The 23,790-nt window shown below is 64.3% G+C and carries 27 protein-coding genes; 17 read left to right on the top strand and 10 right to left on the bottom strand.

What is annotated here, in order from left to right; all coding sequences use genetic code 11:
- Window positions 1-12: 12 nt before the first annotated feature.
- Entirely contained in the window at window positions 13-1,392 is a 1,380-nt protein-coding gene (locus ACESY8_RS04970) for a penicillin-binding transpeptidase domain-containing protein (protein ID WP_054338843.1), read from the bottom strand.
- Window positions 1,379-3,169 (bottom strand): FtsW/RodA/SpoVE family cell cycle protein, encoded by a 1,791-nt coding sequence (locus tag ACESY8_RS04965; RefSeq protein ID WP_007489879.1) that lies wholly within the window; start codon window positions 3,167-3,169, stop codon window positions 1,379-1,381. The genes ACESY8_RS04970 and ACESY8_RS04965 overlap by 14 nt, the downstream gene beginning before the upstream one ends.
- Window positions 3,170-3,328: 159 nt before the next feature.
- Here ACESY8_RS04965 and yedF point away from each other — a divergent pair, with 159 nt between their 5' ends.
- Together yedF and ACESY8_RS04955 are read left to right on the top strand one after the other, a co-directional pair.
- The gene (yedF, locus tag ACESY8_RS04960) at window positions 3,329-3,925 is read left to right on the top strand and encodes a sulfurtransferase-like selenium metabolism protein YedF (protein WP_054338844.1); all 597 of its coding nucleotides are present in this window, start codon (window positions 3,329-3,331) and stop codon (window positions 3,923-3,925) included.
- Window positions 3,925-4,188 carry a putative Se/S carrier protein gene (locus ACESY8_RS04955; protein WP_007489875.1) on the top strand — a complete coding sequence of 88 codons (264 nt, stop codon included), beginning with the start codon at window positions 3,925-3,927 and terminating at the stop codon, window positions 4,186-4,188. Before yedF ends, ACESY8_RS04955 begins: the two co-directional genes overlap by 1 nt.
- Before the next feature lie 14 nt (window positions 4,189-4,202).
- Here ACESY8_RS04955 and ACESY8_RS04950 read toward each other — a convergent pair whose 3' ends face one another.
- The 7 genes from ACESY8_RS04950 to abc-f all read right to left on the bottom strand — a co-directional run bounded on the left by ACESY8_RS04950 (window position 4,203) and on the right by abc-f (window position 11,194).
- The gene (locus ACESY8_RS04950; protein WP_007489874.1) at window positions 4,203-4,442 is read right to left on the bottom strand and encodes a hypothetical protein; all 240 of its coding nucleotides are present in this window, start codon (window positions 4,440-4,442) and stop codon (window positions 4,203-4,205) included.
- Between the two features lie 310 nt (window positions 4,443-4,752).
- Window positions 4,753-6,018 carry a S41 family peptidase gene (locus tag ACESY8_RS04945; RefSeq protein ID WP_434307673.1) on the bottom strand — a complete coding sequence of 422 codons (1,266 nt, stop codon included), beginning with the start codon at window positions 6,016-6,018 and terminating at the stop codon, window positions 4,753-4,755.
- Between the two features lie 16 nt (window positions 6,019-6,034).
- Complete coding sequence (locus tag ACESY8_RS04940) at window positions 6,035-6,781, bottom strand: TraX family protein (protein ID WP_044940411.1); 747 nt, start codon at window positions 6,779-6,781, stop codon at window positions 6,035-6,037.
- The gene (locus tag ACESY8_RS04935; protein ID WP_054338290.1) at window positions 6,778-7,527 is read right to left on the bottom strand and encodes a hypothetical protein; all 750 of its coding nucleotides are present in this window, start codon (window positions 7,525-7,527) and stop codon (window positions 6,778-6,780) included. The genes ACESY8_RS04940 and ACESY8_RS04935 overlap by 4 nt, the downstream gene beginning before the upstream one ends.
- Window positions 7,524-9,215: a M56 family metallopeptidase gene (locus tag ACESY8_RS04930; protein WP_498794652.1), complete on the bottom strand. Its 1,692-nt coding sequence runs from the start codon at window positions 9,213-9,215 to the stop codon at window positions 7,524-7,526. Before ACESY8_RS04930 ends, ACESY8_RS04935 begins: the two co-directional genes overlap by 4 nt.
- A gap of 5 nt (window positions 9,216-9,220) precedes the next feature.
- Complete coding sequence (locus tag ACESY8_RS04925; RefSeq protein ID WP_007489839.1) at window positions 9,221-9,580, bottom strand: BlaI/MecI/CopY family transcriptional regulator; 360 nt, start codon at window positions 9,578-9,580, stop codon at window positions 9,221-9,223.
- A 126-nt stretch (window positions 9,581-9,706) separates the two neighbouring features.
- Window positions 9,707-11,194 (bottom strand): ribosomal protection-like ABC-F family protein, encoded by a 1,488-nt coding sequence (gene abc-f / locus ACESY8_RS04920; protein ID WP_434307671.1) that lies wholly within the window; start codon window positions 11,192-11,194, stop codon window positions 9,707-9,709.
- Window positions 11,195-11,507: 313 nt separating this feature from the next.
- On the opposite strand from abc-f, the gene ACESY8_RS04915 reads away from it, so the two are divergent.
- From ACESY8_RS04915 to ACESY8_RS04895, 5 genes are all read left to right on the top strand, one after another.
- Window positions 11,508-12,161, top strand: a complete 654-nt coding sequence (locus ACESY8_RS04915) for a hypothetical protein (RefSeq protein ID WP_021632547.1) — start codon at window positions 11,508-11,510, stop codon at window positions 12,159-12,161.
- Window positions 12,106-12,291 carry a ferritin family protein gene (locus ACESY8_RS04910; RefSeq protein WP_009256979.1) on the top strand — a complete coding sequence of 62 codons (186 nt, stop codon included), beginning with the start codon at window positions 12,106-12,108 and terminating at the stop codon, window positions 12,289-12,291. Before ACESY8_RS04915 ends, ACESY8_RS04910 begins: the two co-directional genes overlap by 56 nt.
- 16 nt (window positions 12,292-12,307) lie before the next feature.
- A complete protein-coding gene (locus ACESY8_RS04905) occupies window positions 12,308-12,562 on the top strand; it encodes a spore coat protein (RefSeq protein WP_009256978.1) in 255 nt (84 codons plus the stop codon).
- Window positions 12,563-12,668: 106 nt separating this feature from the next.
- Window positions 12,669-13,076 carry a DUF4430 domain-containing protein gene (locus tag ACESY8_RS04900; protein WP_007489847.1) on the top strand — a complete coding sequence of 136 codons (408 nt, stop codon included), beginning with the start codon at window positions 12,669-12,671 and terminating at the stop codon, window positions 13,074-13,076.
- A gap of 10 nt (window positions 13,077-13,086) precedes the next feature.
- Window positions 13,087-13,572, top strand: coding sequence for a hypothetical protein (locus ACESY8_RS04895; protein WP_024724166.1), 486 nt, complete (start codon window positions 13,087-13,089; stop codon window positions 13,570-13,572).
- 36 nt (window positions 13,573-13,608) lie between these two features.
- On the opposite strand, the gene ACESY8_RS04890 is transcribed toward ACESY8_RS04895, so the two are convergent.
- Entirely contained in the window at window positions 13,609-14,235 is a 627-nt protein-coding gene (locus ACESY8_RS04890) for a superoxide dismutase (protein WP_009256977.1), read from the bottom strand.
- An 85-nt stretch (window positions 14,236-14,320) separates the two neighbouring features.
- Between ACESY8_RS04890 and ACESY8_RS04885 the strand changes: the two genes are divergently transcribed.
- From ACESY8_RS04885 to gltA, 10 genes are all read left to right on the top strand, one after another.
- Window positions 14,321-14,734 (top strand): Mini-ribonuclease 3, encoded by a 414-nt coding sequence (locus ACESY8_RS04885; protein ID WP_054338291.1) that lies wholly within the window; start codon window positions 14,321-14,323, stop codon window positions 14,732-14,734.
- Window positions 14,725-16,452 (top strand): Rqc2 family fibronectin-binding protein, encoded by a 1,728-nt coding sequence (locus tag ACESY8_RS04880; RefSeq protein ID WP_009256976.1) that lies wholly within the window; start codon window positions 14,725-14,727, stop codon window positions 16,450-16,452. The genes ACESY8_RS04885 and ACESY8_RS04880 overlap by 10 nt, the downstream gene beginning before the upstream one ends.
- A 1-nt stretch (window position 16,453) precedes the next feature.
- Entirely contained in the window at window positions 16,454-17,143 is a 690-nt protein-coding gene (locus tag ACESY8_RS04875) for a response regulator transcription factor (RefSeq protein WP_054338292.1), read from the top strand.
- Between the two features lie 109 nt (window positions 17,144-17,252).
- Window positions 17,253-18,176, top strand: a complete 924-nt coding sequence (locus ACESY8_RS04870) for an ABC transporter ATP-binding protein (RefSeq protein WP_009256974.1) — start codon at window positions 17,253-17,255, stop codon at window positions 18,174-18,176.
- The gene (locus tag ACESY8_RS04865) at window positions 18,169-18,924 is read left to right on the top strand and encodes an ABC transporter permease (RefSeq protein ID WP_009256973.1); all 756 of its coding nucleotides are present in this window, start codon (window positions 18,169-18,171) and stop codon (window positions 18,922-18,924) included. The genes ACESY8_RS04870 and ACESY8_RS04865 overlap by 8 nt, the downstream gene beginning before the upstream one ends.
- A gap of 12 nt (window positions 18,925-18,936) precedes the next feature.
- Window positions 18,937-19,701: an ABC transporter permease gene (locus ACESY8_RS04860; RefSeq protein ID WP_054338293.1), complete on the top strand. Its 765-nt coding sequence runs from the start codon at window positions 18,937-18,939 to the stop codon at window positions 19,699-19,701.
- A 19-nt stretch (window positions 19,702-19,720) separates the two neighbouring features.
- The gene (locus tag ACESY8_RS04855; RefSeq protein WP_054338294.1) at window positions 19,721-20,476 is read left to right on the top strand and encodes an ABC transporter permease subunit; all 756 of its coding nucleotides are present in this window, start codon (window positions 19,721-19,723) and stop codon (window positions 20,474-20,476) included.
- 24 nt (window positions 20,477-20,500) lie between these two features.
- A complete protein-coding gene (locus tag ACESY8_RS04850; RefSeq protein ID WP_207753704.1) occupies window positions 20,501-21,397 on the top strand; it encodes a sensor histidine kinase in 897 nt (298 codons plus the stop codon).
- 215 nt (window positions 21,398-21,612) lie between these two features.
- Window positions 21,613-22,473 carry a sulfide/dihydroorotate dehydrogenase-like FAD/NAD-binding protein gene (locus tag ACESY8_RS04845; RefSeq protein ID WP_007489861.1) on the top strand — a complete coding sequence of 287 codons (861 nt, stop codon included), beginning with the start codon at window positions 21,613-21,615 and terminating at the stop codon, window positions 22,471-22,473.
- A gap of 18 nt (window positions 22,474-22,491) precedes the next feature.
- On the top strand, window positions 22,492-23,790 hold a 1,299-nt coding region (gltA, locus tag ACESY8_RS04840; RefSeq protein ID WP_498794651.1), incomplete at its 3' end, for an NADPH-dependent glutamate synthase.

Genomic DNA, 23,790 nt, shown 5'->3' with positions numbered 1-23,790 from the left:
GGGGGCCTGCTTTTAGTATCCGTTGACCACAGCGTCCAGCACCCTGGCCGCCACGGAGCCCGCCGCGTCCGCACCGGAACCGCCGTTCTCCACCAGCACCACGAAGGCGTAGGGGGCGTCGGGGTTGCGGAGGAAGCCGGCGAACCAGGCGTGGGGGGCCTTGCCGCCCCCCACCTCGGCGGTGCCGCTCTTGGCGCACACGTCCATGTTGGGGAAGCGGGAGGCGCCGTACTGGGCCGTGACATTGTGGGCCATCAGCTCTGCCAGGGCGGCGGCGGTATCCCCCTCCACCAGCTTTTGGGTGTGCCGGGGCAGGGCGGGCAGGGACGGCAGGCCCAGGGCGTTCTCCGTCTTGAGCACCAGCCGGGGCACGGCCGCCGTTCCGCCGTTTGCGATGGCCCCCATATAGACCATGAGGGCGCAGGGGTTGGCCAGGTCGTTGTACTGCCCCACGCCGGCCCAGCCCAGCTCGTTGGCCGTGAGGCCGTCAAAATCGAAGGAGCCGGCGGCGGTGTTCAGGCCGCTGACCCGGTAGGAGGAGGTGAGCCCCGCCCGGACGGTGTACTCCTCCAGCACGTCCTCCCCCAGCTCGCCGGCCAGCAGGGCGAACACCCCGTTGCACGAGTTGGCCAGGGCGGAGGAGATGTCCTGCTCCCCGTGGGCGTGGGGGCAGGTGATGGCCCCGTCCCCCACCTGGGTGGAGCCGGTGCAGGTCCAGGTGCGGTCAAAGAGATCGGGCATGCGCTCAATGGCGGCGGAGAGCACCACGGTCTTGTAGACCGAGCCCGGCGGGAAGGTGCCGGAGAGGAAGCGGTTGAGGTACGCCCCCTCGTAGGCGTCGTTCTCCTCCAGCTCCTCGGCGGAGGGAGGGGTCAGCGGGTCGAAGGCGGGGGCGGACACCATGCACAGCACCTCCCCCGTCTCGTAGTTGTAGACGCCCACCGCCCCCTTGCGGCCGGCCAGGGTCTCATAGGCGATGTAGTTGTACCGGGCGTCCAGGGTGAGGTAGAGGTCGTTGCCCGCCCCCAGGGGGGAGTAGGCCCCGGTGAGCAGGTTGTAGCCGGAGAGCTGGTCGGCAAAGGCCACCAGCGCCCCGGTGCCGATGTTGCCCTGGGCGTCCCCCACGGCGTGGAGGGTGGCCTTGCGCACGGTGGCGTTGTCGTACCAGCGCCGGGTGCCGTCCTCCTCCGTCCAGGAGAGCACGTCCCCGTCCCGGTCCAGCACCCGGCCCACCGAGAGCTGTCCCTGGCGGTTGTAGAGGTGGCGGTTGGCGGCAAAGGAGACCCAGCGGCCGCCATTTTTCACGAAGCGGAACACAAACAGGCCGGAGCCCAGCAGCAGGGCGGCGGCCAGCAGGAGGCAGAGCAGGGCCCGCTTTTCAATCTTCTTCATCGTCCGCCTCCCATTCGTCGGTGGATTTGGGGGCCAGCGCCGCCCCCCGGCGGTCCTCCCGCCGGGAGGGCAGGCGGATGGCAAAGCTGGCGTTCTGACGGGTGTCGGTGGCCTTGAGGAAGGCCAGCAGCCCCCAGGAGGCGATCATGGCCGTGCCGCCGTTGGACACGAAGGGAAAGGTGACGCCGGTGAGGGGGAGAATGTCCACCGCGCCGAACACGTTGAGGCAGGTCTGAAACACCATCATGGAGGTGGCGGCGCAGGCGGCGATGACGTAAAAGGAGCTCCGCCCGGCCCGGCAGGCCCGGACGGCGAACACCGCCAGAGTGAGAATGGACAGCACCGCCAGCAGGGCGATGATCAGCCCCCACTCCTCGCACAGCATGCCGAACACCAGGTCGGTGTCCCCCGCGCCCACGGTGTGGAGCCAGCCCTCGCCGGGGCCCACCCCCACCAGGCCGCCGGAGGCGGCGGCTGACATGGTGCGGGTCTGCTGGTAGCCGCTGCCTACCGAGGCGTTCTGCCACGCGTGGCCCCAGGTGGCGAAGCGTTGAAGGATGTAGGGCTTGAGGGAGAGCATGGTGAGCACCGCAAACACCCCGCCGCCGCAGATGAGGGCCAGGGTGGCCCAGTCGCCGGAGCGGAGGTAGGCGATAACCAGGAAGGTGACAAAGAAGATGGCGGCGGTGCCGAAGTCGCTCATATAGGCCAGACAGGCCAGGCACACGCCGGTGAGCAGGATGAACAGGCCCAGGTTCCGCTTGCGGAAGAGCCGGTCCAGGGTGGCCGCCCCGGCAAAGATGTAGCAGATTTTGGCCAGCTCGGAGGGCTGCACCGAGATGCCGGCAATGGTCAGCCAGTTGGCCGCTCCATATTTGGTGCCGGTGAGGCCCAGCAGGTAGAGCACCACGGTGAGGCTCAGCAGGCCGATGGCCCCGGCGGCCATGAGCCAGCGGATTTTCTTGGCCCGGTCCAGGTTGCGCAGGAAGACCCCCAGCACCAGGAACAGGGCCAGTCCCAGCACCACGCAGAGGAACTGCTTGAACAGGGCGGGGGTATTGGAGGAGGAGGTCACCGCCAGGGAGAGGGTGGACAGGAAGAAGGCGATGGTCTCCATCTCAAAGCCTACCCGGCGCAGGGCGCGGAGGGTGAGGAAGTACAGCCACATCACCCCCGTCAGCAGCAGGAAGGTGAGCGGGATCATCACCGTGGCGTTCTCCCCCTCGCTGATGGTGAGCTGGAGTGCGGTGAGGGCCTGGAACACGGTGAGGAGCACCAGCCCCAGCCAGGGGGACACGGGCCGCATGGCCCGCCGCCGCTGGCGGCGCTGAGCCTTTTCCTCCGGAGAGAGGGGGAGCAGCACGGTCTCCACCCCGCCGATGCCCACCACGTCGCCGTACTGGACGGGGGCGGAGCCCTCCACCGGCCTGCCGTTTACCGTCACGCCACCCTTGGAGCCCAGGTCGTAGGCCGTCCAGGTGTCGTCCGCCTGGCGAATCAGGGCGGCGTGCTGCCGGGATACCACAGGATAGTTGAGAATCACGTCGGAGTTGCCGCCCCGGCCCAGGATGTTCTCCCAGTGGGTCAGCGGCTCCTGAGCCCCGTTGGGCAGGGTCAGGTAGGCCCACACCTCCGGCAGACAGGGCACGGTGAGCAGGGAGCGGATCGTCCGTATGAGAATCAGCAGGGCCAGCACCGGGAACAAAAAGCGCACCGCCGTGGTGAACCAGGCCCAGACCTGGGGATTGGCGGCCATCCAGTCCAGCAGCGCCTCCATCCGCCCACCTCCTTTTCGTTGGAATATACAGCAGTATAGCACAAATGGGGCCGATAAAAAAGCGGAAGGCCGTCCGCCTTCCGCATTCTTCAAGAATTCTTTACAATTTGCCCTCTCCGGCGGTATAATGGGCTCACCAATGAGAAAGGATGTGAGCCCGTGTCTACGATTATCGACGCCAAGGGCAAGCCCTGCCCCACCCCGGTCATCCTGGCCAAGCAGGCCATGGCCGCCGGGGAACATTCCTTCACCGTGCTGGTGGACAACACCACGGCGGTGGAAAACCTCAAGCGCCTGGCGGGCAACCAGGGGTTCGGAGCCGCCGTCACCCAGGGGGAGGGGGTGTTTTCCGTGGCCTTCACCCGTACCGGCTGCGCCGCCTGTGAGGAGGCGGTGAGCGCTCCCCTGCCCGCCCCCGGCGGCGACTGGGCCGTGTTTGTGGGCCGGGATATCATCGGGGACGGCGACCGGGAGCTGGGCGCCAACCTGATGCGCATGTTCTTCTACACTCTGGCCCAGGGGGAGGACAAGCCTGGCGCGGTGCTCTTCATGAACGCCGGCGTGCGCTTGCCCACCCTGGACGAGCAGATTCCCGCCCACCTGAAGTCCCTGGCCGATGCGGGCGTCGAGATCCTGGTGTGCGGCACCTGCCTCAGCTTCTATGGCCTCACCGACCAGCTCCAGGTGGGCACGGTGAGCAACATGTACGACATCGTCACCCGCATGCAGCGGGCGGCCAAGGTGGTCTCCCTGTAATGGACTACGGCGTGATCACCTTCACCTCCACCTACGGGGCCATCTACGCCCAGAAGGTGCTGCGGCCGGTGGCGGATGTGCTCACCATGCCGGTGCTGCGGGAGATCTCCCTGGGCTGCGGCATCGCCGTGCGCTTCCGGCCGGAGGACGGGGCGGCGGTGCGCGCCGCCCTGGCCGCCTCCGCCCTGCGGCCGGACGAGTACGCCTTTTACGGTGTTACCGGCTCCGGGGCGGCCCTGCGGGCCGAGCCGCTGGACGGGTAGGGGCCGCCCGGCGCTCAGAAGATCCAGCCGATGAGCAGGGACAGGGCAAAGGCCACGACGGCGGGCATGAAGTTTTCCCAGCGGGTGGGCTTGTCGAGCAGGGCCTTGATGAGCAGCACCACGCCCGCGATGCGCAGCAGCCAGGGCAGCAGGCCCATGAGCAGCAGGAAGGGCAGGCCCACCAGAAACAGGATGACGGGAATGAGAATCACAGCGGCCAGACAGATGATGCCCAGTGTGAACAGCGTAACCATGGAATCAGTCCTCCTTTTGATGGTACCAGCTTATCACACCCAGATAAAAGCGTCCTAAAGGCATTCTTAAAATCAGATGAAAAATCCCCGGCGCACCGCGCCGGGGATTAGAGATAGGCGGTAAAGCTGTATGTCAAAGAGTTCGGAGGGAGGGAAAGTGTGAAAGGGAACCGTCAGGGTTCCCTTTCGCGTGGGATCAAACGACTTTTTGAACTTTTTTAGAAGGTTCAAAAAGTCCGGCAGCCAGTCGAAAAGACTTTTTGACTGGCTGCTCGGGCGGCACGGAATTGTGCCGCCCGTTCTTTTGTTATTATGCCTCCCTAATGGCCCGGAGGGCGGTAATGAGCGGCGGCTCCTCCGCCGGGGAGACCAGATCGGGGGTGGTTCCCATTTCCTCATTGCTGCTGCCGTCAGGGTTTAGCCCAAATGGGACGGTATATTGAATCAGGATACCGCTGTTCGGGAGCTGAAGGTAGACCGGATCCATAGCGCCAATCCCGTCGCCGCCGGTTGTGCGGCCTACCAGGGTGGCAAAGCCGGTCTGTTGGCAGAACAGGACGAAGGATTCGGAGGCGGAGTAGACCGATTCATCTACCAGCACCCAGATGCGTCCGCGGAAGGGACTCGGCTTTGCCGCCGGTTCCACGGTATGGGAGACGGTAAGCACATCGGTGGCCAGGGCACGGTCCGCGGCATCCAGCCCGAGCAGCTCCGGCAGAGTGGAGAGGGGGCGGAAGGCGGAGGGGGAGAAGGCCTCGTCCAGATAAGGGTTGTTGTTGGCGCTCCGCCGCACCAGGGCCAAGTGCCGGCTGGACAGGGGGTGGTCAATGTGGGGGGCCACCAGAAGCTGCTCCCAGTAGAGCTCACTGCCGCCGCTGTTGTCGGTCAGATCCAGAATCAGGTCGGTACAACCGGCGCACTGGAGGTAGAACGCCTCCAGCGCCGCGGCATCGGAAGTATAGTCGGCGGGGAAGCGGTCGATTTTAAGGTATCCAGCCGCCCCGCCCGGAAGGAGAAGCGTGGTCAGGTTGGGTGTATCACCGCCGGAGCCGGGGATGGAGGACTCCGCGTCCGTCCCATTGGCGGCCTGCTCCAGGGCCAGGAGCTTCCGGTACCTGGTCTGAGTGTCCGTGCTGTCCAGCACTTCCGCCCAGTGCGTTTTTCCCTCCCGGCGGTACTGGCCGGCGGCAGGGAGGTAATCGGAGAAATAGGCATCCGGCTCGATTATGCTTAGATGTCCGTTGGTGCCCAGAAGGTAGAGGGCGCTGTAAATGGCGCTGTAAAAGTCCGCGTCGCTGTCGCTTTCCGCCACCATCTCCCGGTAGATGGTGTAGATGCGCTCCACCTCAACGCCCTCGCGCTCCAGAATACCCCAGCAGGGATAGCTGTCCCGCAGGGTAGACCAGAGGTACTCGTAATCCTCCATCCGCTGTTCAGCGGTCAGGCCAAGCAGGTGGGCCGCAGGGTCAGGGGAGGCGGAGGGCCGGGAGGCCGGCACGGACCGGCAGCCGGAGAGCCCGGCGCAGAACAGCAGGGCGGCGCAGCCGGACAAGATGCGTGTGTTCCGGTGGGACAAGGGGAAAACTTCCTTTCTAAAGGAGAATATGGGCCAGCAGGCCGAGCAGCAGAAGGTGGGCGGGGTAAAAGAGGTAGAACAGCCACTTGCCCCAGGGCCGGTCAGTACCGCGGGTACCGTCGTAATACCGGAGGAGGAGCAGGGGGAGGAACATGCCCAGGTTTTCCACCCCCAGCAGGTAGTCCGCCGGACTGGACAGGCCTCCCAGATAGAGCAGGTCATAGGCCGGACCGGTGAGCAGGCTGACGGTATTGACGGCAAACAGGACGACCAGTGTGTAGCCGAAGGCCTGATTGCGGAAGTCGCCGTAATAGAAGTCCAGCACGACGATGATGCTGAAGCCCCAGATGCCCCAGTCGCCGGGGATGCTCAGGCAGGCCAGCAGGAGGAGCAGGACGGCCCGGAGGGGTGCGGGCCAGGGGCGGCGGCGCACCCAGACGGCCAGTACCCCCAGGAAGATGGTGTAGATAACATTCAGCCGCAGGGGGTCCATCTGCTCCGGCTGACCCATGGCGCAGAAATAGAGGAAGGGGAAGTAACTGACGCCGGCAAAGACCGCCAGCCTGGCCAGATAGCGCCGGATGCTCCTGGTGTGGTGAAAGCCCTCGACAGCCATATAGAACATGATGGGGCCGGTGAGCTTGCCGACGGCGTCCATGACGGTCCACAGGGGCGTCCCATAGGGGACAAAGGTGAAGGCGACGTGGTCGACCACCATAGCGGCAATGGCGATGAGCTTGAGGGAGAGGGCGGACAGCCTCACGGTGTCTCGCCCCCCTCCGGGCCATAGGCGAAGTAGTCGTTGAGCCGGGTGCCCTCCAGCGCCATCCACTGGGTGGACAGGGACTGGTCCAGCCGTTTCAGCTCCCGCTTCAGGGCACGGGTCATGGCCTCCTCCTTCGACAGCTCGTCCTCCGCCTTGCCGTCCAGAAAGGCCTGCACTGCGTCCCGGTAGCGGGTCAGAATCCGGTCCCGCTCCCCCACGGTGAGCCTGCTCTCGTCCGGCATCTGGTAGCGGATAGTGTAGGAGGCGGAGGCCTCATAGACCACGTAGGAGTCGCCGAATACGTCCTCGGACCGGGTATAGGCGGCAGCGTCTGCATAGGCCGGGGTAATCTGTGTGCAGTAGCCGCCGTAGTGCCGGGCGGAGCAGGCCCCCATGGCGGCGGCCAGGGTGCCGAGGACAAATTCGGCCTCGGGTCCGTCCTCCTCATAGGAGCAGAGCAGGCGGCGAATGCGTTCCTCCCGGGCGTGGAAGGCGGCCTCATTGGTCCAATCCGCCAGAGCGCGGTCGAACGCTGCGACGGACTGGGTCTCATATCCCTCGGTGCGCAGGGCCAGGGCCTCGTCCAGATCCGCCTGGGTATAGGGTTCGGGGGAGAGGGGCCAGGGTGTGTAATTCAGCGCGGCGGCGGGAGCCAGGGAGCGAACCAGCCAGAAGGTGAGCAGGCCGGTGCCGGCCAGCAGGGATACCACGGCGCAGAGGGTAATGACCAGCCGGTTCCTCATGCCATGCCCTCCACGACCAGATCGTGGGTGACAAGCGTACCCGAGCCGTCATAGGCCGCCTCGGACCAGCAGCCCTCCACGGCGCCGCCGGTATACGCGATCTGCCCCGTAGCGGCGGCCGCGCCCAGCCGGTCCAGCTCGGCCTGCAGGGTCTGCTTGAGCTTGCCCTCGTCGCGCAGCGATTCTGTGGAGAGGCCGTCCAGGCAGTCCTGCATACCCTTGAGAATGGACTGGAGGAAGGCGTCGCGCTCGGCAACGGTCAGCCCGTCCTGGTCCAGAATCCGGTAGGTGAAGGAGTAGCCTGCCTCGGTCCATCCCACCTCCACCGTGTCGCCGTATACGTTGGCGGTCTCGGTGCGGGTGAGCTGGCCGGAGAAGGTGGGGTCCTCCGCCCGGCCCGAATACACCTCATTCAGCCGGGCGTTGTACTCGTTGAGGGAGGGCTGGGCGGTGTTGACCAGGAAGGGGGCCAGAGGGTCGGTTTCGGGGAGGTCCATCAGCACCCGCCCAAAGGCCTCGGACAGCGCCTCGCTCTCGTTCAGCGCAGCGTAGAGCGTGCGGTTGAATTCGGCGATGGACAGGGACTCGTATCCCTCAGTTTTCAGCGCGGCAACCTGTTCATACTGCTCCTTCGTGTAATAGTGGCCGGTCTGCGGGTCGGGTTTGAGTTCCCCGGAGGAGTCCCAGACGCCCTCCTGGTAGGCCGTCACCACTCCATTGTCCCGGATGGTCAGGCCGGAGGCGGAGGCGATCGGCCTTTCCCGGGGGGCGTTGGTGGCGAGCACGGCGGTGAGGGCCACCACCAGCACCAGGGCCACGGCCAGCGCCGCGGCGGAGGTTTTGCGGGAGCGCATGATGGCGCCGATGCGCTCCTCCAGGGCGTTTTTGTTGAAAGCGGAGCACAGGGGGAGGAAGCGGGACCGCCTGGCCTCCAGCTCCAGCAGGGTGCGGGCATAGGGGGCGCGGGCCTCCGCGCCGTAGAGGCGCACCACGGCCGCGTCGCAGGAGAGCTCCAGATCCCGGTTGGCCAGGACCAGCATCACCCACACCAGGGGATTGAACCAGTGCAGGCAGGCGGCGGCCGCCAGCAGGAGCTTGGAGAGGGCGTCAAACCGGCGTATGTGGGCCATCTCATGGGTGAGCACGAAGGCCAGCCGGGACACGTCGCTCCGGTCCAGCGTTTTGGGCAGGAGGATGACGGGGCGGAGCAGACCGTAAGTGAGGGGGCTGTCCACCCGGTCGGAGCAGCGCACCCGTACCTTCCGGCGGATGGGATGGCCGGCCAGCCAGGCGGTGACAAAGGGGTCCTCCACCGGCAGAGAGGCATTCCACTCCCTGCGGCCCCGCAGGTGGGGGAGCAGGAAGCACAGGGCACAGGCCAGAGCGCCCGCGGCCCAGAGCAGGGCCATCCAGGGGATGACCGCCTCCTGCGCTGCGGCCCCCGCCGCATCTGTGCCTCCGGCGGTGACGATGCCCGCCCGGCGGAAGCCCTCGCCCAGATGTCCGGCGGCGGAGCAGAGGCTGGTGGGGGAGGGAATGGAGAAGGGGAGAAGCAGGCGGGCCAGGGCCACGGCCCAGAGCAGAAGAAAGGCCTGCCGGGGCAGCCGGTTCATGGCCAGCGCCCGTACCACAACCACGGCGAGGATGAACACGCCGCCGGTGAGACTCAGTTCCAGCAGAGACAGCATGACAATCACTCCAATTCTTCAATGCGCCGCTTGAGGCGGGCCAGTTCCTCCGGGGAGAGCCTGCGGCTGCCCAGCAAATTGGCCACCAGCAGGTCGGCGGAGCCGCCGTACATCCGGTCGATCAGGGCGTCCGTCTCCTGTTCCCGCACCTCCTCCCGGCTGACCAGGGGGTGGCAGACAAAGCCGGGCTCACTGCGGGAGACCGCCTTTTTGTCAATGCACTTTTTGATCACGGTATAGGTGGTAGTTTTGCTCCAGCCCACCAGCTCCTTCAGGCGGTCGGCTAGCTCCTTGGCGCTGAGATCGCCGTGGTCCCAGAGGACCTCCATGACCTTGCGCTCCGAGTCAAACAGCTTAAGTTCCATCGGTAAGCTCCTTTCTATGCTGTTCTATTGCAATAGAATACAATTGGATTCTACCGCAATAGAATGGTGTTGTCAAGGGTCGGGAACAAAAAACAGACGAACCGCAGTTTGCGGTTCGTCTGTCGTTCAGGCGGGAACTAGTTCGACGCGCTTATCGGCCAGTCCCTCCAGGAAGGCTTGGTCATGCTCCACGAGAAGCATGGCGGGACGGCAGGCCCGCAGGAGCTCCTCAAGCTGCATCCGGGAGAAGACATCAATATAGTTCAGCGGCTCGTCCCACACATACAGGTGGGCGCTTTGGCACAGGCTGCGGGCAAGAAGCACCTTCTTTTTTTGCCCGGCGCTATAATCGGACAGATCCTTTTCAAACTGTACCCGCGCGAAGTCCAGCTTGCGGAGAATGGTCTTGAACTGTGTCTCGTCCAGTTCATAGCGCCGCGCGAATTGGCTCAGGCTGCCCCGCAGGAAGGAGGCGTCCTGGGGCACGTAGGAGACGACCAGACCCGAGGCAAGGGAGAAAAGTCCCGTGTGGGGGATCTCCTCACCCAGCGCCAGCCGGAGCAGGCTGGACTTTCCAGAGCCGTTCCGCCCCACCAGAGCCACCCGTTCCCCCCGCTCCACGGTGAAGGAGACAGGACGGCACACGGGCCCCGCCCCGTAGTCGGGTGCCAACTCCCTGGCCTCCAGCAGACAGCGCTTTGGGTGCTCCAGGGGGCGGAGCTTCAGCGCCTCGGCCAGTTCGATGTTCTTCAGAAGCCCGGCCTTGGCCTCCGCCGCCTCCGTCCGGCGGGCCTCCACGGCCTTGGAGCGCCTCATCATCTTTTGCGCATTGTGGCCGAGATAGCCGCGGTCGGGGCGAAGTCCGGAGTTGCGGCAGCCCTTTTTGGCGGCCTCCACCCGGTCGGACCAGGAAGCAGTGCGGCGTGCGGCATCCTCCAGCCGTCCGATCTCCCGCTTCAGCCGGGCATTCTCTGCCCGCTCCCAGTCGTCCCGGGCCTGCTTGTCCCGCCACCAGGCCGAGAAGCTGCCCTGCCGCACCTCGATGTCCCGCTTGTTGATGATCATGATGTGGTCCACACAGCCGTCCAGAAATGCCCGGTCATGGGAGACCAGCAGGAAGCCGCTTTTGCGGGAGAGATAGCGGCTCACCACCCGGCGGCCCTCCAGATCCAGATGGTTGGTGGGCTCGTCCAGCAGAAGGAAGGCCCCCTCACGGAGAAAGAGGGCGGCCAGGAGCACCTTGACCTGCTCGCCGCCGGAGAGGGAGGAGTAGGGGCGGAACAGGACCCCGGCATCCACCTCCAGCGTGTCCAGCTCCTTGTATATACGCCAGAGTTCCAGTCCGGGCTCCTGCTCCTCCAGAATGGTCAGGGTGTCCCGCTCCGGCGCGGACACCGGGGAGGGGAAGCAGTCAAGGGGGACCGGCAGGGAAATCGCGCCGTCGTATTCGTATTGCCTCTGGAGCAGCCGCAGCAGGGTGGTCTTGCCCCGGCCGTTGCGCCCCACCAGACCCAGCCGCCAGCGGGTATCCAGTTGCAGGCTCAGGTGCTCAAAGACGTTGTCGTAGCTGCCGGGATAAGCAAAGGTCAGATCCCGGATGTCGATCAGAGCCATGATAGATCACCTCAAATACAAAAGATGGGCGCAGAAGGATTCGCCTTCCGCGCCCATGTCCCGAAAAATGGGTACCATAAGGGGAAGTGCACAGCATAACCCTTCTGCCGGAGCACAACAAAGAGACGGCCCGCGGGCCGCCGGTCGGACTCCAAACAAAGAAAGGGTTATTTGCGCATCTTCCCAGCTCCAATCGTTTTCAAGTCGCACACAGTATAGCAGGCGTCCGCGCTCCTGTCAACCGTTTTACAGCGCATTTCACCCCCTGCTCCGCATAGAATAGAAGGAAAGGGCGGAGAAGGGGGGCGCTTGTGTGGAGCGGTTTTCACTGGCCGGCGGACAGGGCTGGCTGACCGTCGAGGAGAGCGGCGGCCGGGCGCGGTGCGCGGCCGAGCTGCCCGAGGACGGAAAGGGGCTCTATAAAGGTTACCTCTGCGGGACGGGAGGCCGGGCCCTGCTGGGCACCTTCCTGCCGGAGGACGGCCGGCTGAAGCTGAGGCGCACCCTCTCTCTGGACGAGCTGCGGCGGCAGGGGGCCTGGCCGCCAACAGGCGCCCGGGCGGAGCTGGCCTTTTCCGCGGGCTCGCCCGGCGGTCCGCATCCCCCGGAGGGCTGGCACTGGGAGGAGGCGCCGGCCCGGCGAATGGGGGAACCCCTGCTGGCCCGGGCGGCTGGCGGGGGGCGGGCGCTGTACCGGCCGGAACCGGAGGGGTTTTCCCTGGCGTTTCCCTATGCGGAGACGCGGGCGTTTCCGCTGACGCCTCTGTTTTGCTTTGCCCGCGTGGAACGGATGAATGGGGAATTTTATGCGGTGTTTCCCTTTTGGTCCGGCGGCTGTCCCCGGCTGCCGCATAAGCCGGCGCAGGCGGGGCAAACTATTGGGGCAAACCAAACAAAGGAGGAGACGCGCCATGGCGAACCTAACCACCAAGGAGCTGACCGCCCTGTCCGACCAGCTCAATTTTGAAAAGACCCTCTATTGCAAGTATCAGGAGGCAGCTCAGGAGTGCACCGAGGAAGATCTGAAGCCCTGCTTTCAGCAGTATGCCGATCAGCACCGGCAGAACTATGATTGTCTGCTTGGCTACCTGAAATAAAAAGGAGGGAATGACCATGAACGACCAGGAGCGGATCACCGACCTGATTCTGACCGAAAAGAAGATGAGCGCCAACTATGACACCTTCGCCTCGGAGTGTGTCAACGTGCAGCTTCGAGACGAATTTCTCAAGCTGCTCAACCAGGGCCACCAGACCCAGACCAAGCTCTTCCAGACCGCGCAGCAGAAGGGCTGGTATCAGGTGGAGCAGGCCCCGGCCAGCCAGATCGGCACTGCCTATACCCGTTTCAGCAACCAGCGCCCCCAGTAAAGCCAATCCACGGAGCCAGGCCGTTTACCGGCCTGGCTCTTTTTAAAGTTGAAACTGGTTGAAAAATGTGGTAAACTGGCGCTACTTGACCAAAGGAGGAGTAGCATTGCAGAGCAAGAAAAAGACCATCCTGGCGGTGGCCGCCCTGGTGGTGATCGCTGCCGTCCTGCTGCTGGTATGGCGAGCCGTCACGCCCAAGGGGGAGGCAGGGGAAAAGACCATCACCGTTCAGGTTTTGCATAAGGGCGGGGAGGAACGGGTGTTCACCCTGGAGACCGGGGAGGCCTATCTGGGCGCGGTCCTGACGGCTGAGGGCGTGGTGGAGGACAACCAGGGCCCCTACGGCCTCTATATGCTGACCGTGGACGGCGAGACCGTGGACGAGGGGGCACAGGAGTGGTGGAAGCTGACCAAGGGCGGAGAAATGGTCAACAGCAGCGCCGACAGCACCCCCATTGCCGACGGAGACCACTTTGAATTGACCTTTACTGTGGGCTATGACGGCCTCGGGTAAGCACAGGCCCATGGGGGCGCGGGAGCTGGTGCTCCTGGCCCTGTTGGGCGCGCTGCTGCTGGTGACCAAGCTGGCCCTGGCCTGGCTGCCCAATATCGAGCCGGTTTCTCTGCTTGTCCTAGTCTATACTGCGGTACTGGGCTGGAAAGCCCTGGCCCCCGTCTATGTCTATGTGATGATGGAGATCCTCATCTGGGGGCTTGGCTTTTGGAACCTCTGCTATACCTATGTGTGGCTGGTGCTGGTGGTGTTGGCAATGCTGTTCCGGAAGATGGAGTCTCCCCTTGGCTGGGCAGTGCTCTCCGGGGCCTTCGGGCTCAGCTTCGGGGCGCTGTGCGCCCTAGTGTACTGGGTCACCGGAGGATGGGCCTTCGCCCTGTCCTGGTGGGTAAGCGGCATCCCCTTCGATCTGCTCCACTGCGCCGGAAACTTCGCCATGGCGCTGGTGCTGTTCCGGCCTTGCAGACAGGTGCTGACCCGTCTGATGCGCACGTAAACGAGGAGCGCCGTCCAATAGGGCGGCGCTCCTTGTTTATTGCCTGCACCCCTCATACCGCTCTTGGGCGAAGGGCCAGTTGACCCGCTCAAACCAGCGGTCCACATATTCGGCCCGGCGGTTCTGGTAGTCCAGATAGTAGGCATGCTCCCACACGTCCAGACAGAGCACCGGCCACAGTCCCATGGACAGGGGGCAGTCCTGGTTGGGCAGCTTCATAACGGACAGCTTTCCCGAGGTCTCGCTCACCAGCCAGGCGTAGCCGGAGCCGAACTGGCCCAGAGCGGCGGCCTTCATCTGTTCCTTCCAACCCTCAAAAGAGCCGAAGTCCCGCTCCATGGCCATGGCCAGCCCGCCGGAGGGGCGGGAGCTGTGACAGGCGCACATGCCGTCGAAGTAGAGCAGATGGTTGTATACCCCGCCGCCATTGTTGCGGATAGCGGTGCGTTTGGGGTCGGGCAGCCGGTCCAGATTTTTGAGCAGCTCATCCAGCGGCTTGGACTGACACTCGGGACAGTCGGCCAGGGCGGTGTTCAGGTTGTCCACATAGGTCTGAAAGTGCTTGTCATGGTGAAAGTGGAGCGTGTCGCCGCTGATGTTGGGAGAGAGAGCCTCGTAGGCATAGGGCAGCGGGGGAAGTTGGTAGGGATAGTGCATATCCATGGCGGGTCGTCCTTTCCTTGTTGTTTTCTGTGGGGATTTGCGTTATACTATCCTATTATTCGAGAGATAAATGAGGAACATACCTATGACCGATTATTTCCATCTGAATGCCGCGCCCGACACCGTACGGGCCATCAGCAGCCTGGGGCTGGCCCACCTGGGGGACGGCGTGTTTGAGCTGATGGTGCGCTCCTGGCTGTGCCTCCACGGCAAGGCCACCTCCAAGGGCCTCCACCGGGCCACCGTCCGCTATGTGGCCGCCCCGGCCCAGGCCCGGGCGGTGGAGCGGATTCTCCCCCTGCTCACCGGGGAGGAGGGGGACGTGTTCCGCCGGGGCCGCAATACCAGCCCCCACAGCGTGCCCCAGAACGCCAGCCGGGCGGATTACCAGTCCGCCACCGGGCTGGAGGCCCTGTTCGGCTGGCTGTGGCTTCAGGGCCGCACAGAGCGGCTCAACCAACTGTTTGCTGTGATCATGGAGGAAGAGGAATGCCGTTAGACGCACTGTGCCTCACGGCGGTGGCCGCGGAGCTCCGTGCCGCCGTGGCCGGAGGCAAGATTGACAAGCTCTACCAGCCCACCCGGGACGAGGTGGTGCTTTATGTACGGGGGCAGGGGGAGAACGTGCGCCTGCTCCTCTCCGCCAACCCCGGCCATCCCCGGGCCAACCTGACCACCCTAAACCGGGAGAACCCGGAGCAGCCTCCCATGTTCTGCATGCTCCTGCGCAAACACCTCCAGGGGGCGCGGATTCTGGAGCTGAACCAGCCGCCTCTGGAGCGGATTCTGGAATTCCGGCTGGAGACCCTGGACGAGCTGGGCGACCGGGTGGAGCGCCGCCTGGTGCTGGAGGCCATGGGCCGCAGCGCCAACCTCCTGCTGCTGGACGGGGAGGGGCGCATCATCGACTGCATCCGCCGGGTGGACGGTGACCTTGGCCGGGGTCAGCGGCAGCTTCTGCCCGGCCTGTTTTATCGCCAGCCGCCGGCGCCCGACAAGCTGAATCCCTTTACGATAGAGCCGGAGGAGCTGCGCCTGGTGCTGGAGAACCCCCTAGGCAAGGAGTGGGACAAGCTGTTGCTGGACAGCTTCACCGGCCTGTCGCCTCTGGTGGCGCGGGAGCTGGCCTTCCGCGCCGGCGGCGACCGGGAGCGGCTGGCGGCGGAGCTGGAGAAACTCAAAAACAATGTAAACGAAAATGGCCTTACACCTTACCTGCTGGTGCGGGAGGGCAAGCCGGTGGATTTCACCGTTCTGCCCATCCTCCAGTATGGCCCGGAGACGGAAAGCCGGCCCCAGGCTTCCTTCTCCCAAATGCTGGACGAGTTTTACGAGCGCCGGGAGGCGGCCGACCGGGTGCGCCAGCGGGGGCAGGACCTGGTCAAGGCGGTGACCAGCGCCCGGGACCGCACGGCCCGCAAGCTGGCCAACCAGACCCGGGAGCTGGAGGCTACCAGGGATCGGGAGCGCCTGCGGGAGCTGGGGGACATCCTCACCTCCAACCTCCACGCCATGGAGCGGGGGATGGAGGTATTGCGGGCGGTGGACTTCTACGACCCGGAGGGCCGGGAGGTGGAGATCCGGCTGGACCCCCTTCTGGCGCCCCAGCAGAACGCGGCGAAGTACTATAAGGACTACAACAAGGCCAAGACGGCGGAACAGATGCTCACCATCCAACTGGAAAAGGGGACGCGGGAGCTGGAGTACCTGAACAGCGTCCTGGAAAACCTGTCCCTGGCGGAGGGGGAGCGGGATCTCCAGGAGATCCGCCAGGAGCTGGTGGAGACCGGCTACCTCCGCCGGGGCAAGACGGCGGCGAAGCGGCAGAAAAGGGTGAGCGGAAAGCCCATGGAGTTCCGCTCCTCTGCCGGACTGCGCATCTCGGTGGGCAAGAACAACAGCCAGAACGATCAGCTCACCACCAAGCTGGCCTACAAGAGCGATATCTGGCTCCACACCCAGAAGATCCACGGTTCCCACGTGATCCTCTGGCTGGAGGGGGGCGAGGCCGACGCCCAGAGTCTTACCGAGGCGGCCATTCTGGCGGCCACCTTCTCCCAGGCGGGAGAGGGAAGCCGGGTGCCGGTGGATTATACGCCGGTAAAGTACGTCAAGAAGCCGGCCGGCGCCCGGCCGGGCATGGTGGTCTACACGACCTACCAGACCGCCGTAGTGGACCCGGACCCGGAGCTGGCCAAACAACTGAGGGTGAAATAGAATGGATATCTGCAACATTCTGGTGGTCGAGGATGACCCCGATATCAACAAGCTGCTCTGCCGCATCCTGGAGGGGGCGGGCTATGCCTGCCGCCCGGCCTTTTCGGGCAGCGAGGCCGCCCTGTGGGCCGGACAATACGAGTACGATCTGGTGCTGCTGGATCTGATGCTCCCCGGCCTGACAGGGGAGGAATTCATCGCCGAGATGCGCCAAAAGAAGACCATGCCCATCATCGTCCTCTCCGCCAAGGCGGGCCTGGAGGACCGGGTCAACGTGCTCCGGCTGGGGGCGGACGACTTCATCCCCAAGCCCTTCGACAACGCGGAGGTGCTGGCCCGGGTGGAAGCCCAGCTCAGGCGCTACAAGCAGTTCTCCGGCGGGGGCGGGAGCGCCGTGCTCACCCATGGAGACCTGACCCTGGACCAGGAGGGCGTCACCGTCACCGCCGCAGGTAAGCCCGTCACCGTCACCGCACGGGAATTTGATATTCTGACCCTGCTGATGGAGCACCCCAAGAAGGTGTTTACCCGGGAGCAGCTCTACGAGCAGGTGTGGGGCGGGGAGTACATGGGGGACGACAATACGGTGAACGTTCACATCTCTAACCTGCGCGCTAAGCTGGCCAAGGCCAGCCCCGCCGAGTATATCAAGACGGTGTGGGGCATCGGCTTTAAAATGAGCGATCTGTGATGCGGCCCCACGGTCGCTCCGGTTAAGAAATTCTTCACCTTTGCTTAAAGGCAGATTATGGCCTTTCCATTATACTGGCATCAAGATCTATGAGAAAGGCGGATGCCAAATGGCAAATGAGATATTGGTGACCCGCGGGCTGACCAAGCGCTATGGCAATCATCTGGCGGTGGACCATGTGGAGCTGTCCATCCAGAAGGGGCAGATTTATGGGCTGGTGGGCCGCAACGGCGCGGGCAAGACCACGATCATTCGGATGGTGACGGCCCAGACGGTACCGACGGAGGGGGAGGTTTCCCTGTTTGGTGCCTCCGGGGAACGGGAGCTGTCCAAAATGCGGGCCCGCACCGGGGCCATGGTGGAGACGCCCAGCTTCTATCCCTACCTGACCGCCCGGCAGAACCTGGAGTACTACCGCATCCAGCGGGGCATTCCAGGCCGGCGGGTGGTGGACGAGGTGCTGGAGGAGGTGGATCTGGCGGGCACGGGGAAGAAGACCTTCAAGAACTTCTCCCTGGGCATGAAGCAGCGGCTGGGGCTGGCCCTGGCGCTGATGAACCGGCCGGACCTCCTGCTGCTGGACGAGCCGATCAACGGACTGGACCCGGAGGGCATCGTGGAGTTCCGCAATCTGCTGCTCAGGCTCAACCAGGAGCGGCAGACCACCATTCTGATCTCCAGCCACATCCTGTCGGAGTTGGCCAATCTGGCCACCTGCTACGGCTTCCTGGACAACGGCATGATGCTGGAGCAGATTTCCGCCCGGGCGCTGGAGGAAAAGTGCCGCGCCTGTATTGAGGCCAGGGTGGACGACGCCTCCCGCGCGGCCCTGGTGCTGGAACAGAGCCTGGGCATCCGCGACTACGAGGTGCTGCCTGGCCATCTGCTGCGTATCTACAGCAGTCTGGACGCGCCCCACCGGGTCGCTCAGGCCCTGGTGGAAGGGGGCGTGGCGCTCCAAAGCATCGAGAGCCGGGGTGCCAATCTGGAGGACTACTTCCTGTCCATGATCGGGGGTGTCCGCCATGCGTAACTATCTGGCCGCCGAGTGCTACAAGACCTTCCGCAGAAAATATTTCTATATCATCCTGGCCGTCTGCCTGGGCCTGGAGGCGGTGCTGCTGTGGGGTTACTGGACGACCTGGAAGTGGGGCAATTCCAACGTGGACTTCTATTCCACGGCCATCATGGTGCCTTTCATGCTGAGCATTGGCCTGTACGCCACGATTGTGACCGGAGATATCGTATTCTCCGAGCAATATAAAAACAATACATTAAAAAATGAGGTGTCCTACGGCCTGTCCCGCGGGCGTATCTACCTGGGCAAGCTGCTCGTGTCTACGGGCATCGCGGTGCTTGCCGCAGTGGTCATGATGGGCTTCTATCTGGGGCTGTGTTGGGTGCTGTTCCCCCATACGGAGCTGGACGGCATGGCCTGGCAGCTCATCGGCTACTGCCTGGCGGGGGCGTTTCCCCTGTGGCTGGCCGCCCAGGCCATGGTGAATACCTGCTATTTCCTGGTGCGGGGCACGAATATAGCCGCGTTCACGGCCGCAGGACTGCTAGCGGTATTGCCCGCCATTCTACAGGCGTTTGGAATCCTGTTCCACCCGGCATTTGAGGTGCTGCGGCAGTTTATGCCTGGGATCATGCTGGAGAATTTGAAAAACATGGCCTTTCAGTGGAACTACGTGGGCCTGTGCTGGGCCGCCGGGCTGGCGTGGCTGGCGGCAGCCACGGCAGTGGGCCTGCTGGCCTTCCGCCGGAAAGAGATCCGGTAGGGAGGGGAGCGCATGAAGCACTACCTGACCGCGGAATGGGGCAGGGCGGTGGCCCGCCCTTATTTCCGGGCATTCCTGCTGGTCCTGCTGGCCCTGGCCGCCGGGCTGCCCCTCCTGTGGCGGTTCGGCCTCGGCGACATGTTTCAGGGCAGCTTCGGAGATAGCCTGTCCCTGCTGACCCCCTTTTTCACGGTGGGCCTCTATCTGGCGGTGGTCGTGGCGGACGAGGTCTTTTCCGATCAATATAAGAATGATACCCTGAAGAATGAAGTCTCGTTCGGCCTGCCCCGCAGGCGCATCTATCTGGGCAAGCTGGTCACCGCCGCAGGGATTGGTCTTCTGCTGGCTTTCCTGACCCTGCTGGTCTATGCTGTGCTCTGCCGGGTACTGCTCCCTGGAGCGGTGGGAGACTGGGTTCAGATCCAGACCTTCCTCTTCCGCCTGCTGGGTGCCCTGCCCCTCTGGATGGGGGCCCTCTCCCTGACGGTGGCCGCCATGTTCAATCTCGCCCATACCATCCCCATGATGGTGGTGGTGCTGGGGTGCCTGGGTGGCCTGAGTTCTGTCCTGCGCATGGTAATGCGCACCGGGGTGGACTGGCTGGCCCGCGGAGCGGAGATGCTCTATCACCTGCTGCTCACCGCGCCCATGGACGTGATGGAGGTCCCTCTCTGGAGCCCGGCCTGGCTGGGCTGGACCTGGGGCGTAGGACTGCTGTGGACCCTGGGGGCCGCAGCGGCAGGGCTGGCGTTATTCGCCCGCCGGGACATCCGATAAATGGGGAAGGTGGGAGTCCATGCTCAACTATATTAAGGCGGAGCTGTGGAAGGTCCTCCACCGGCGCGGCGTCTATGTCCTGCTGGCCCTGTTGCTTCTGTGTACGGCCCTGTTTTTCATGCTCTACAGCTACGGCGGCTTTTCAAGCCTGGCGAAGGGGATTTCGGTCACCATGGTGGTGGGCATGCTGGCCGCGCCCCTGCTGGTGCAACTTGTGGATGGCGGCACGGCGGATACCTTGAAAAATGAGCTCTCCTTCGGCCTGCGGCGGGGGACGGTCTATTGGGGAAAGCTGTGCGCCGCCCTGCTGTTGGGGCTGGCCTTCTGCCTGGTGCTGGTGGGAGGGAGCCTGGCCGGCGGGTGGCTGTTCCTGCCCCGGGGGGAGCCGGAGGAGGCCCTGGAAGGGCTGGCTCTGGTGGGATTCTGCCTGGCCGGGGCCCTGCCTATCTGGTGCGGCATGTTTGCCCTGTGCCATATGTTGGCCCTGGCGGTGCGCAGTCCGGCCGCCTGGACCGCCGGGTATTACCTGATGTTTTTCATGGGACAGCCGGTGCTGGTGTTTCTGGCGATTCTGTTGTTCGGCGTGTACGAGGCGTCTGCGCCGTTCACCCTGTTCACTGCGGTTGTGCTGCCCTATTCGCTGCTGATGCCCGCGCTGCTGGATGGCTGGTTCACCGCCCAGTACCAGCTCTGGTGCTGGGGCATCGGCCTGGGATGGATGGCGGCCAGCACGGGGCTGGGGCTGTTTCTGTTTGGCCGGAGAGACGTTCGCTAGGGAGGAGGTTTCCGCGTGCTGATCATGTGTATACTGCTGGCCCTGCTCTGTGCGGGGCTGGCTTTTTGGGTGTGGGCCCAGCGGCGCTCCCTGCGGGAGGCCGCGTACCGGCTCCGGGCGCTGGAGGATACGGGGAGTACCGCCCGCGTACGGCTGGCCGTACCCAACAGCGCGGCGGAGGAGCTGCTGGACGAGGTGAACCGCCTGCTGGAGCTGCGCCAGGCGGACAGGGCCGCTTACCAGGCGAGGGAGCGCGCCCTGCGCCAGCAGATCGCCAATGTCTCCCACGACCTCCGCACCCCCCTGACCTCCATCCTGGGCTATCTCCAGCTTCTGGAGGACCCCGGACTGACGGAGGGGGAGCGGCGGGAATACCTGGCGGTGATTGCGGGGCGGGCCAGGACGCTCCAGAGCCTGATTACCAGCTTTTATGATCTCTCACGGCTAGAGGGGGGAGAGTACCTGCTCCAGCGGGAGAAGGTGGACCTCTACGCCTCTCTGTCCGGTCTGCTGGCGGCCTTTTACAACGATTTCACCGACAGGGGCTTCGACATGGAGGTGGAGTTGGCCGAGGGGCTGCCCCAGGTGTGGGCGGACGCCGGGGCGGTGCTGCGGATTTTCACCAATCTGATCCGCAACGCTCTGGAGCATGGAGAGGGGCGCATGGAAATCCGTCTGTACCAGGAGGGCGGGCAGGTGGTCAGCCGGTTTTCCAACGAAACCCACGCCCTGACTGCGGAGGACGTGCCCCACGTGTTCGACCGCTTCTTTACCTCCGACAAGATGCGCACCGGCCGGAACACCGGCTTGGGCCTGGCCATTGTCAAAGCGCTGGCCGGGCAGATGGACTGCCGGGCGGAGGCCGCTCTGGAGGGGGATATGTTTGCCATCACCCTCCGCTGGCCGGTTGAGCGGAGGTAACAGGCTGAACGCTGCCGTATAAATTATGCGGCGGCGTTTATTCTGTCTTGACAAAGTAAAAGAAAACTGATATCGTTATCGCGTTAAGACTGAGGAACCGGAAAGCCTTGCGGCAGTAAGGAATTTCTAAACCGGCCAGTCTTATTTTGACGTATGGCGTCACTTTCCATTTAGTAAGTTAGATCAGACCGTAGAGAAGAAGAGGTTGAAGTCACATGGTAAAAATCGTACATAAAAAAGTACTCAACCCCAGCGTTACCCTGCTGGAGGTGGAGGCGCCTCTGATCGCGAAGAAGGCGAAGGCGGGGCAGTTCATCATCCTGCGCCTGGACGAGCAGGGCGAGCGCATTCCGCTGACCATCGCGGACTATGACCGCGAGAAGGGGACGGTCACTATTATTTTCCAGAAGGTGGGGCTGACCACCGAGCTGCTGGCCGAGCTGAACGAAGGCGACTCCATCCGGGACTTTGTCGGTCCGCTGGGGCTGCCCACAGAGCTGCCCGAGGGGGCAAAGCGTGTCTGCGTGGTGGGCGGAGGCGTGGGCTGCGCCATCGCCTATCCCCAGGCCAAGACCTGCCATGCTGAGGGGCTGGAGGTGGACGTGATCGCCGGCTTCCGCTCTAAGGACATTGTGATTCTGGAGGACGAGTTCAAGTCCGCCTGCGACCACCTCTACATCATGACCGATGACGGCAGTTACGGCGAGCAGGGCTTTGTCACCGTGAAGCTCAAGGAGCTGATCGATTCCGGCATCCACTATGACGCCGTCATCGCCATCGGCCCTATCCCCATGATGAAGTTTGTCTCCAAGACCACCGAGCCCTATGGCATCAAGACCATCGTCAGCCTGAATCCCATCATGATCGACGGTACCGGCATGTGCGGCGGCTGCCGCGTCACCGTGGGCGGCAAGATGAAGTTCGCCTGCGTGGACGGCCCCGACTTTGATGGCCATGAGGTGGACTTTGACGAGCTGATGAACCGCAACTCCGTCTACCGCGCCCAGGAGGCCGAAGAGAAGGAGCGCCACGCCTGCCGCATGGACCAGTTGGCCCATGAGCTGATGGATCACTGAGGAAGGGAGCCGAATACCATGCCGAATATGAGTTTGAAGAAGGTTCCCATGCCGGAACAGGAGCCCAATGTCCGCAACCACAACTTCCAGGAGGTCTCCCTGGGCTACACCAAGGAGATGGCTATGGAAGAGGCGGCCCGCTGCCTCAACTGCAAGCACAAGCCCTGCGTGGGCGGCTGCCCGGTCAACATCCGCATCCCCGAGTTTATCGCCAAAGTGGCCGAGGGCGACTTCCAGGCCGCTTATGATATTATCTCCGACACCAACGCCCTGCCCAGCGTCAGCGGTCGTGTCTGCCCTCAGGAGAGCCAGTGTGAGGCCCGGTGCGTCCGGGCCATCAAGGGCGAGCCGGTGGCCATCGGTCGGCTGGAGCGCTTTGTGGCCGATTGGTACCGGGAGAACGTCAACGCCATGCCTCAGAAGCCCCAGACCAATGGCATCAAGGTGGCGGTGGTGGGCTCCGGCCCCGCCAGCCTGACCTGCGCCAGCGATCTGGCCAAGCACGGCTACGAGGTCACCATCTTCGAGGCCTTCCACACCGCCGGCGGCGTGCTGGTGTACGGCATCCCCGAGTTCCGCCTGCCCAAGGCCATCGTGCAGAACGAGGTGGACAAGCTCACCGCCCTGGGCGTGGATCTGGAGACCGATATGGTCATCGGCAAGACCTTCGACATTGACGAAATGTTTGAGGAGGGCTATGAGGCCGTGTTCATCGGTTCCGGCGCGGGCCTGCCCATGTTTATGGGCATCGAGGGCGAGACCCTGGCGGGGGTGTACTCCGCCAACGAGTACCTGACCCGCATCAACCTGATGAAGGCCTACCGGGAGGGGTACGACACCCCCCTGAAGATCTCCGGCTCCGCCGCCATCATCGGCGGCGGCAACGTGGCCATGGACGCCGCCCGCTGCGCCAAGCGCATGGGGGCCGAGCACGTCTACGTGCTCTACCGCCGGGATGAGGAGGAGATGCCCGCCCGGAAGGAGGAGGTCCACCACGCCAAGGAGGAGGGCATCGAGTTCATGCTCCTCACCAACCCGGTGAAGGTGCTGGACGACGGCACAGGCCGGGTGGGCGGCCTGGAGTGCGTGAAGATGCGCCTCACGGCCCCCGACGAGAGCGGACGACGCGCCCCCAAGGTGGTGGAGGGCTCCAACTTCACCCTGGAGGTGGACACCGTGGTCATGAGCCTGGGCACCAGCCCCAACCCCCTGATCCGCTCCACCACCCCCGGCCTGGAGACCAACCGGAAGGGCTGCCTCCAGGTGGACGAGGAGACCATGGCCACCAGCCGCCCCGGCGTCTATGCCCGCGGCGAC

Origin of the sequence: Clostridium sp. ATCC BAA-442, from assembly GCF_964239415.1 — a bacterium.
GTDB lineage: Bacteria > Bacillota > Clostridia > Oscillospirales > Oscillospiraceae > Flavonifractor > Flavonifractor plautii.
This window is presented reverse-complemented; position numbering and strand designations above follow the sequence as displayed.

Coding starts and splice junctions, on each gene's coding strand:
- ACESY8_RS04875 (WP_054338292.1), top strand. CDS start 16,454: ATGGATATCTGCAACATTCTGGTGGTCGAGGATGACCCCGATATCAAC.
- ACESY8_RS04880 (WP_009256976.1), top strand. CDS start 14,725: ATGCCGTTAGACGCACTGTGCCTCACGGCGGTGGCCGCGGAGCTCCGT.
- ACESY8_RS04930 (WP_498794652.1), bottom strand. CDS start 9,215: ATGCTGTCTCTGCTGGAACTGAGTCTCACCGGCGGCGTGTTCATCCTC.
- ACESY8_RS04860 (WP_054338293.1), top strand. CDS start 18,937: ATGAAGCACTACCTGACCGCGGAATGGGGCAGGGCGGTGGCCCGCCCT.
- ACESY8_RS04850 (WP_207753704.1), top strand. CDS start 20,501: ATGTGTATACTGCTGGCCCTGCTCTGTGCGGGGCTGGCTTTTTGGGTG.
- ACESY8_RS04935 (WP_054338290.1), bottom strand. CDS start 7,527: ATGAGGAACCGGCTGGTCATTACCCTCTGCGCCGTGGTATCCCTGCTG.
- ACESY8_RS04965 (WP_007489879.1), bottom strand. CDS start 3,169: ATGGAGGCGCTGCTGGACTGGATGGCCGCCAATCCCCAGGTCTGGGCC.
- ACESY8_RS04845 (WP_007489861.1), top strand. CDS start 21,613: ATGGTAAAAATCGTACATAAAAAAGTACTCAACCCCAGCGTTACCCTG.
- ACESY8_RS04905 (WP_009256978.1), top strand. CDS start 12,308: ATGAACGACCAGGAGCGGATCACCGACCTGATTCTGACCGAAAAGAAG.
- ACESY8_RS04955 (WP_007489875.1), top strand. CDS start 3,925: ATGGACTACGGCGTGATCACCTTCACCTCCACCTACGGGGCCATCTAC.
- ACESY8_RS04950 (WP_007489874.1), bottom strand. CDS start 4,442: ATGGTTACGCTGTTCACACTGGGCATCATCTGTCTGGCCGCTGTGATT.
- ACESY8_RS04890 (WP_009256977.1), bottom strand. CDS start 14,235: ATGGATATGCACTATCCCTACCAACTTCCCCCGCTGCCCTATGCCTAC.
- ACESY8_RS04970 (WP_054338843.1), bottom strand. CDS start 1,392: ATGAAGAAGATTGAAAAGCGGGCCCTGCTCTGCCTCCTGCTGGCCGCC.
- ACESY8_RS04925 (WP_007489839.1), bottom strand. CDS start 9,580: ATGGAACTTAAGCTGTTTGACTCGGAGCGCAAGGTCATGGAGGTCCTC.
- ACESY8_RS04870 (WP_009256974.1), top strand. CDS start 17,253: ATGGCAAATGAGATATTGGTGACCCGCGGGCTGACCAAGCGCTATGGC.
- ACESY8_RS04855 (WP_054338294.1), top strand. CDS start 19,721: ATGCTCAACTATATTAAGGCGGAGCTGTGGAAGGTCCTCCACCGGCGC.
- ACESY8_RS04895 (WP_024724166.1), top strand. CDS start 13,087: ATGGGGGCGCGGGAGCTGGTGCTCCTGGCCCTGTTGGGCGCGCTGCTG.
- ACESY8_RS04865 (WP_009256973.1), top strand. CDS start 18,169: ATGCGTAACTATCTGGCCGCCGAGTGCTACAAGACCTTCCGCAGAAAA.
- ACESY8_RS04910 (WP_009256979.1), top strand. CDS start 12,106: ATGGCGAACCTAACCACCAAGGAGCTGACCGCCCTGTCCGACCAGCTC.
- abc-f (WP_434307671.1), bottom strand. CDS start 11,194: ATGGCTCTGATCGACATCCGGGATCTGACCTTTGCTTATCCCGGCAGC.
- ACESY8_RS04885 (WP_054338291.1), top strand. CDS start 14,321: ATGACCGATTATTTCCATCTGAATGCCGCGCCCGACACCGTACGGGCC.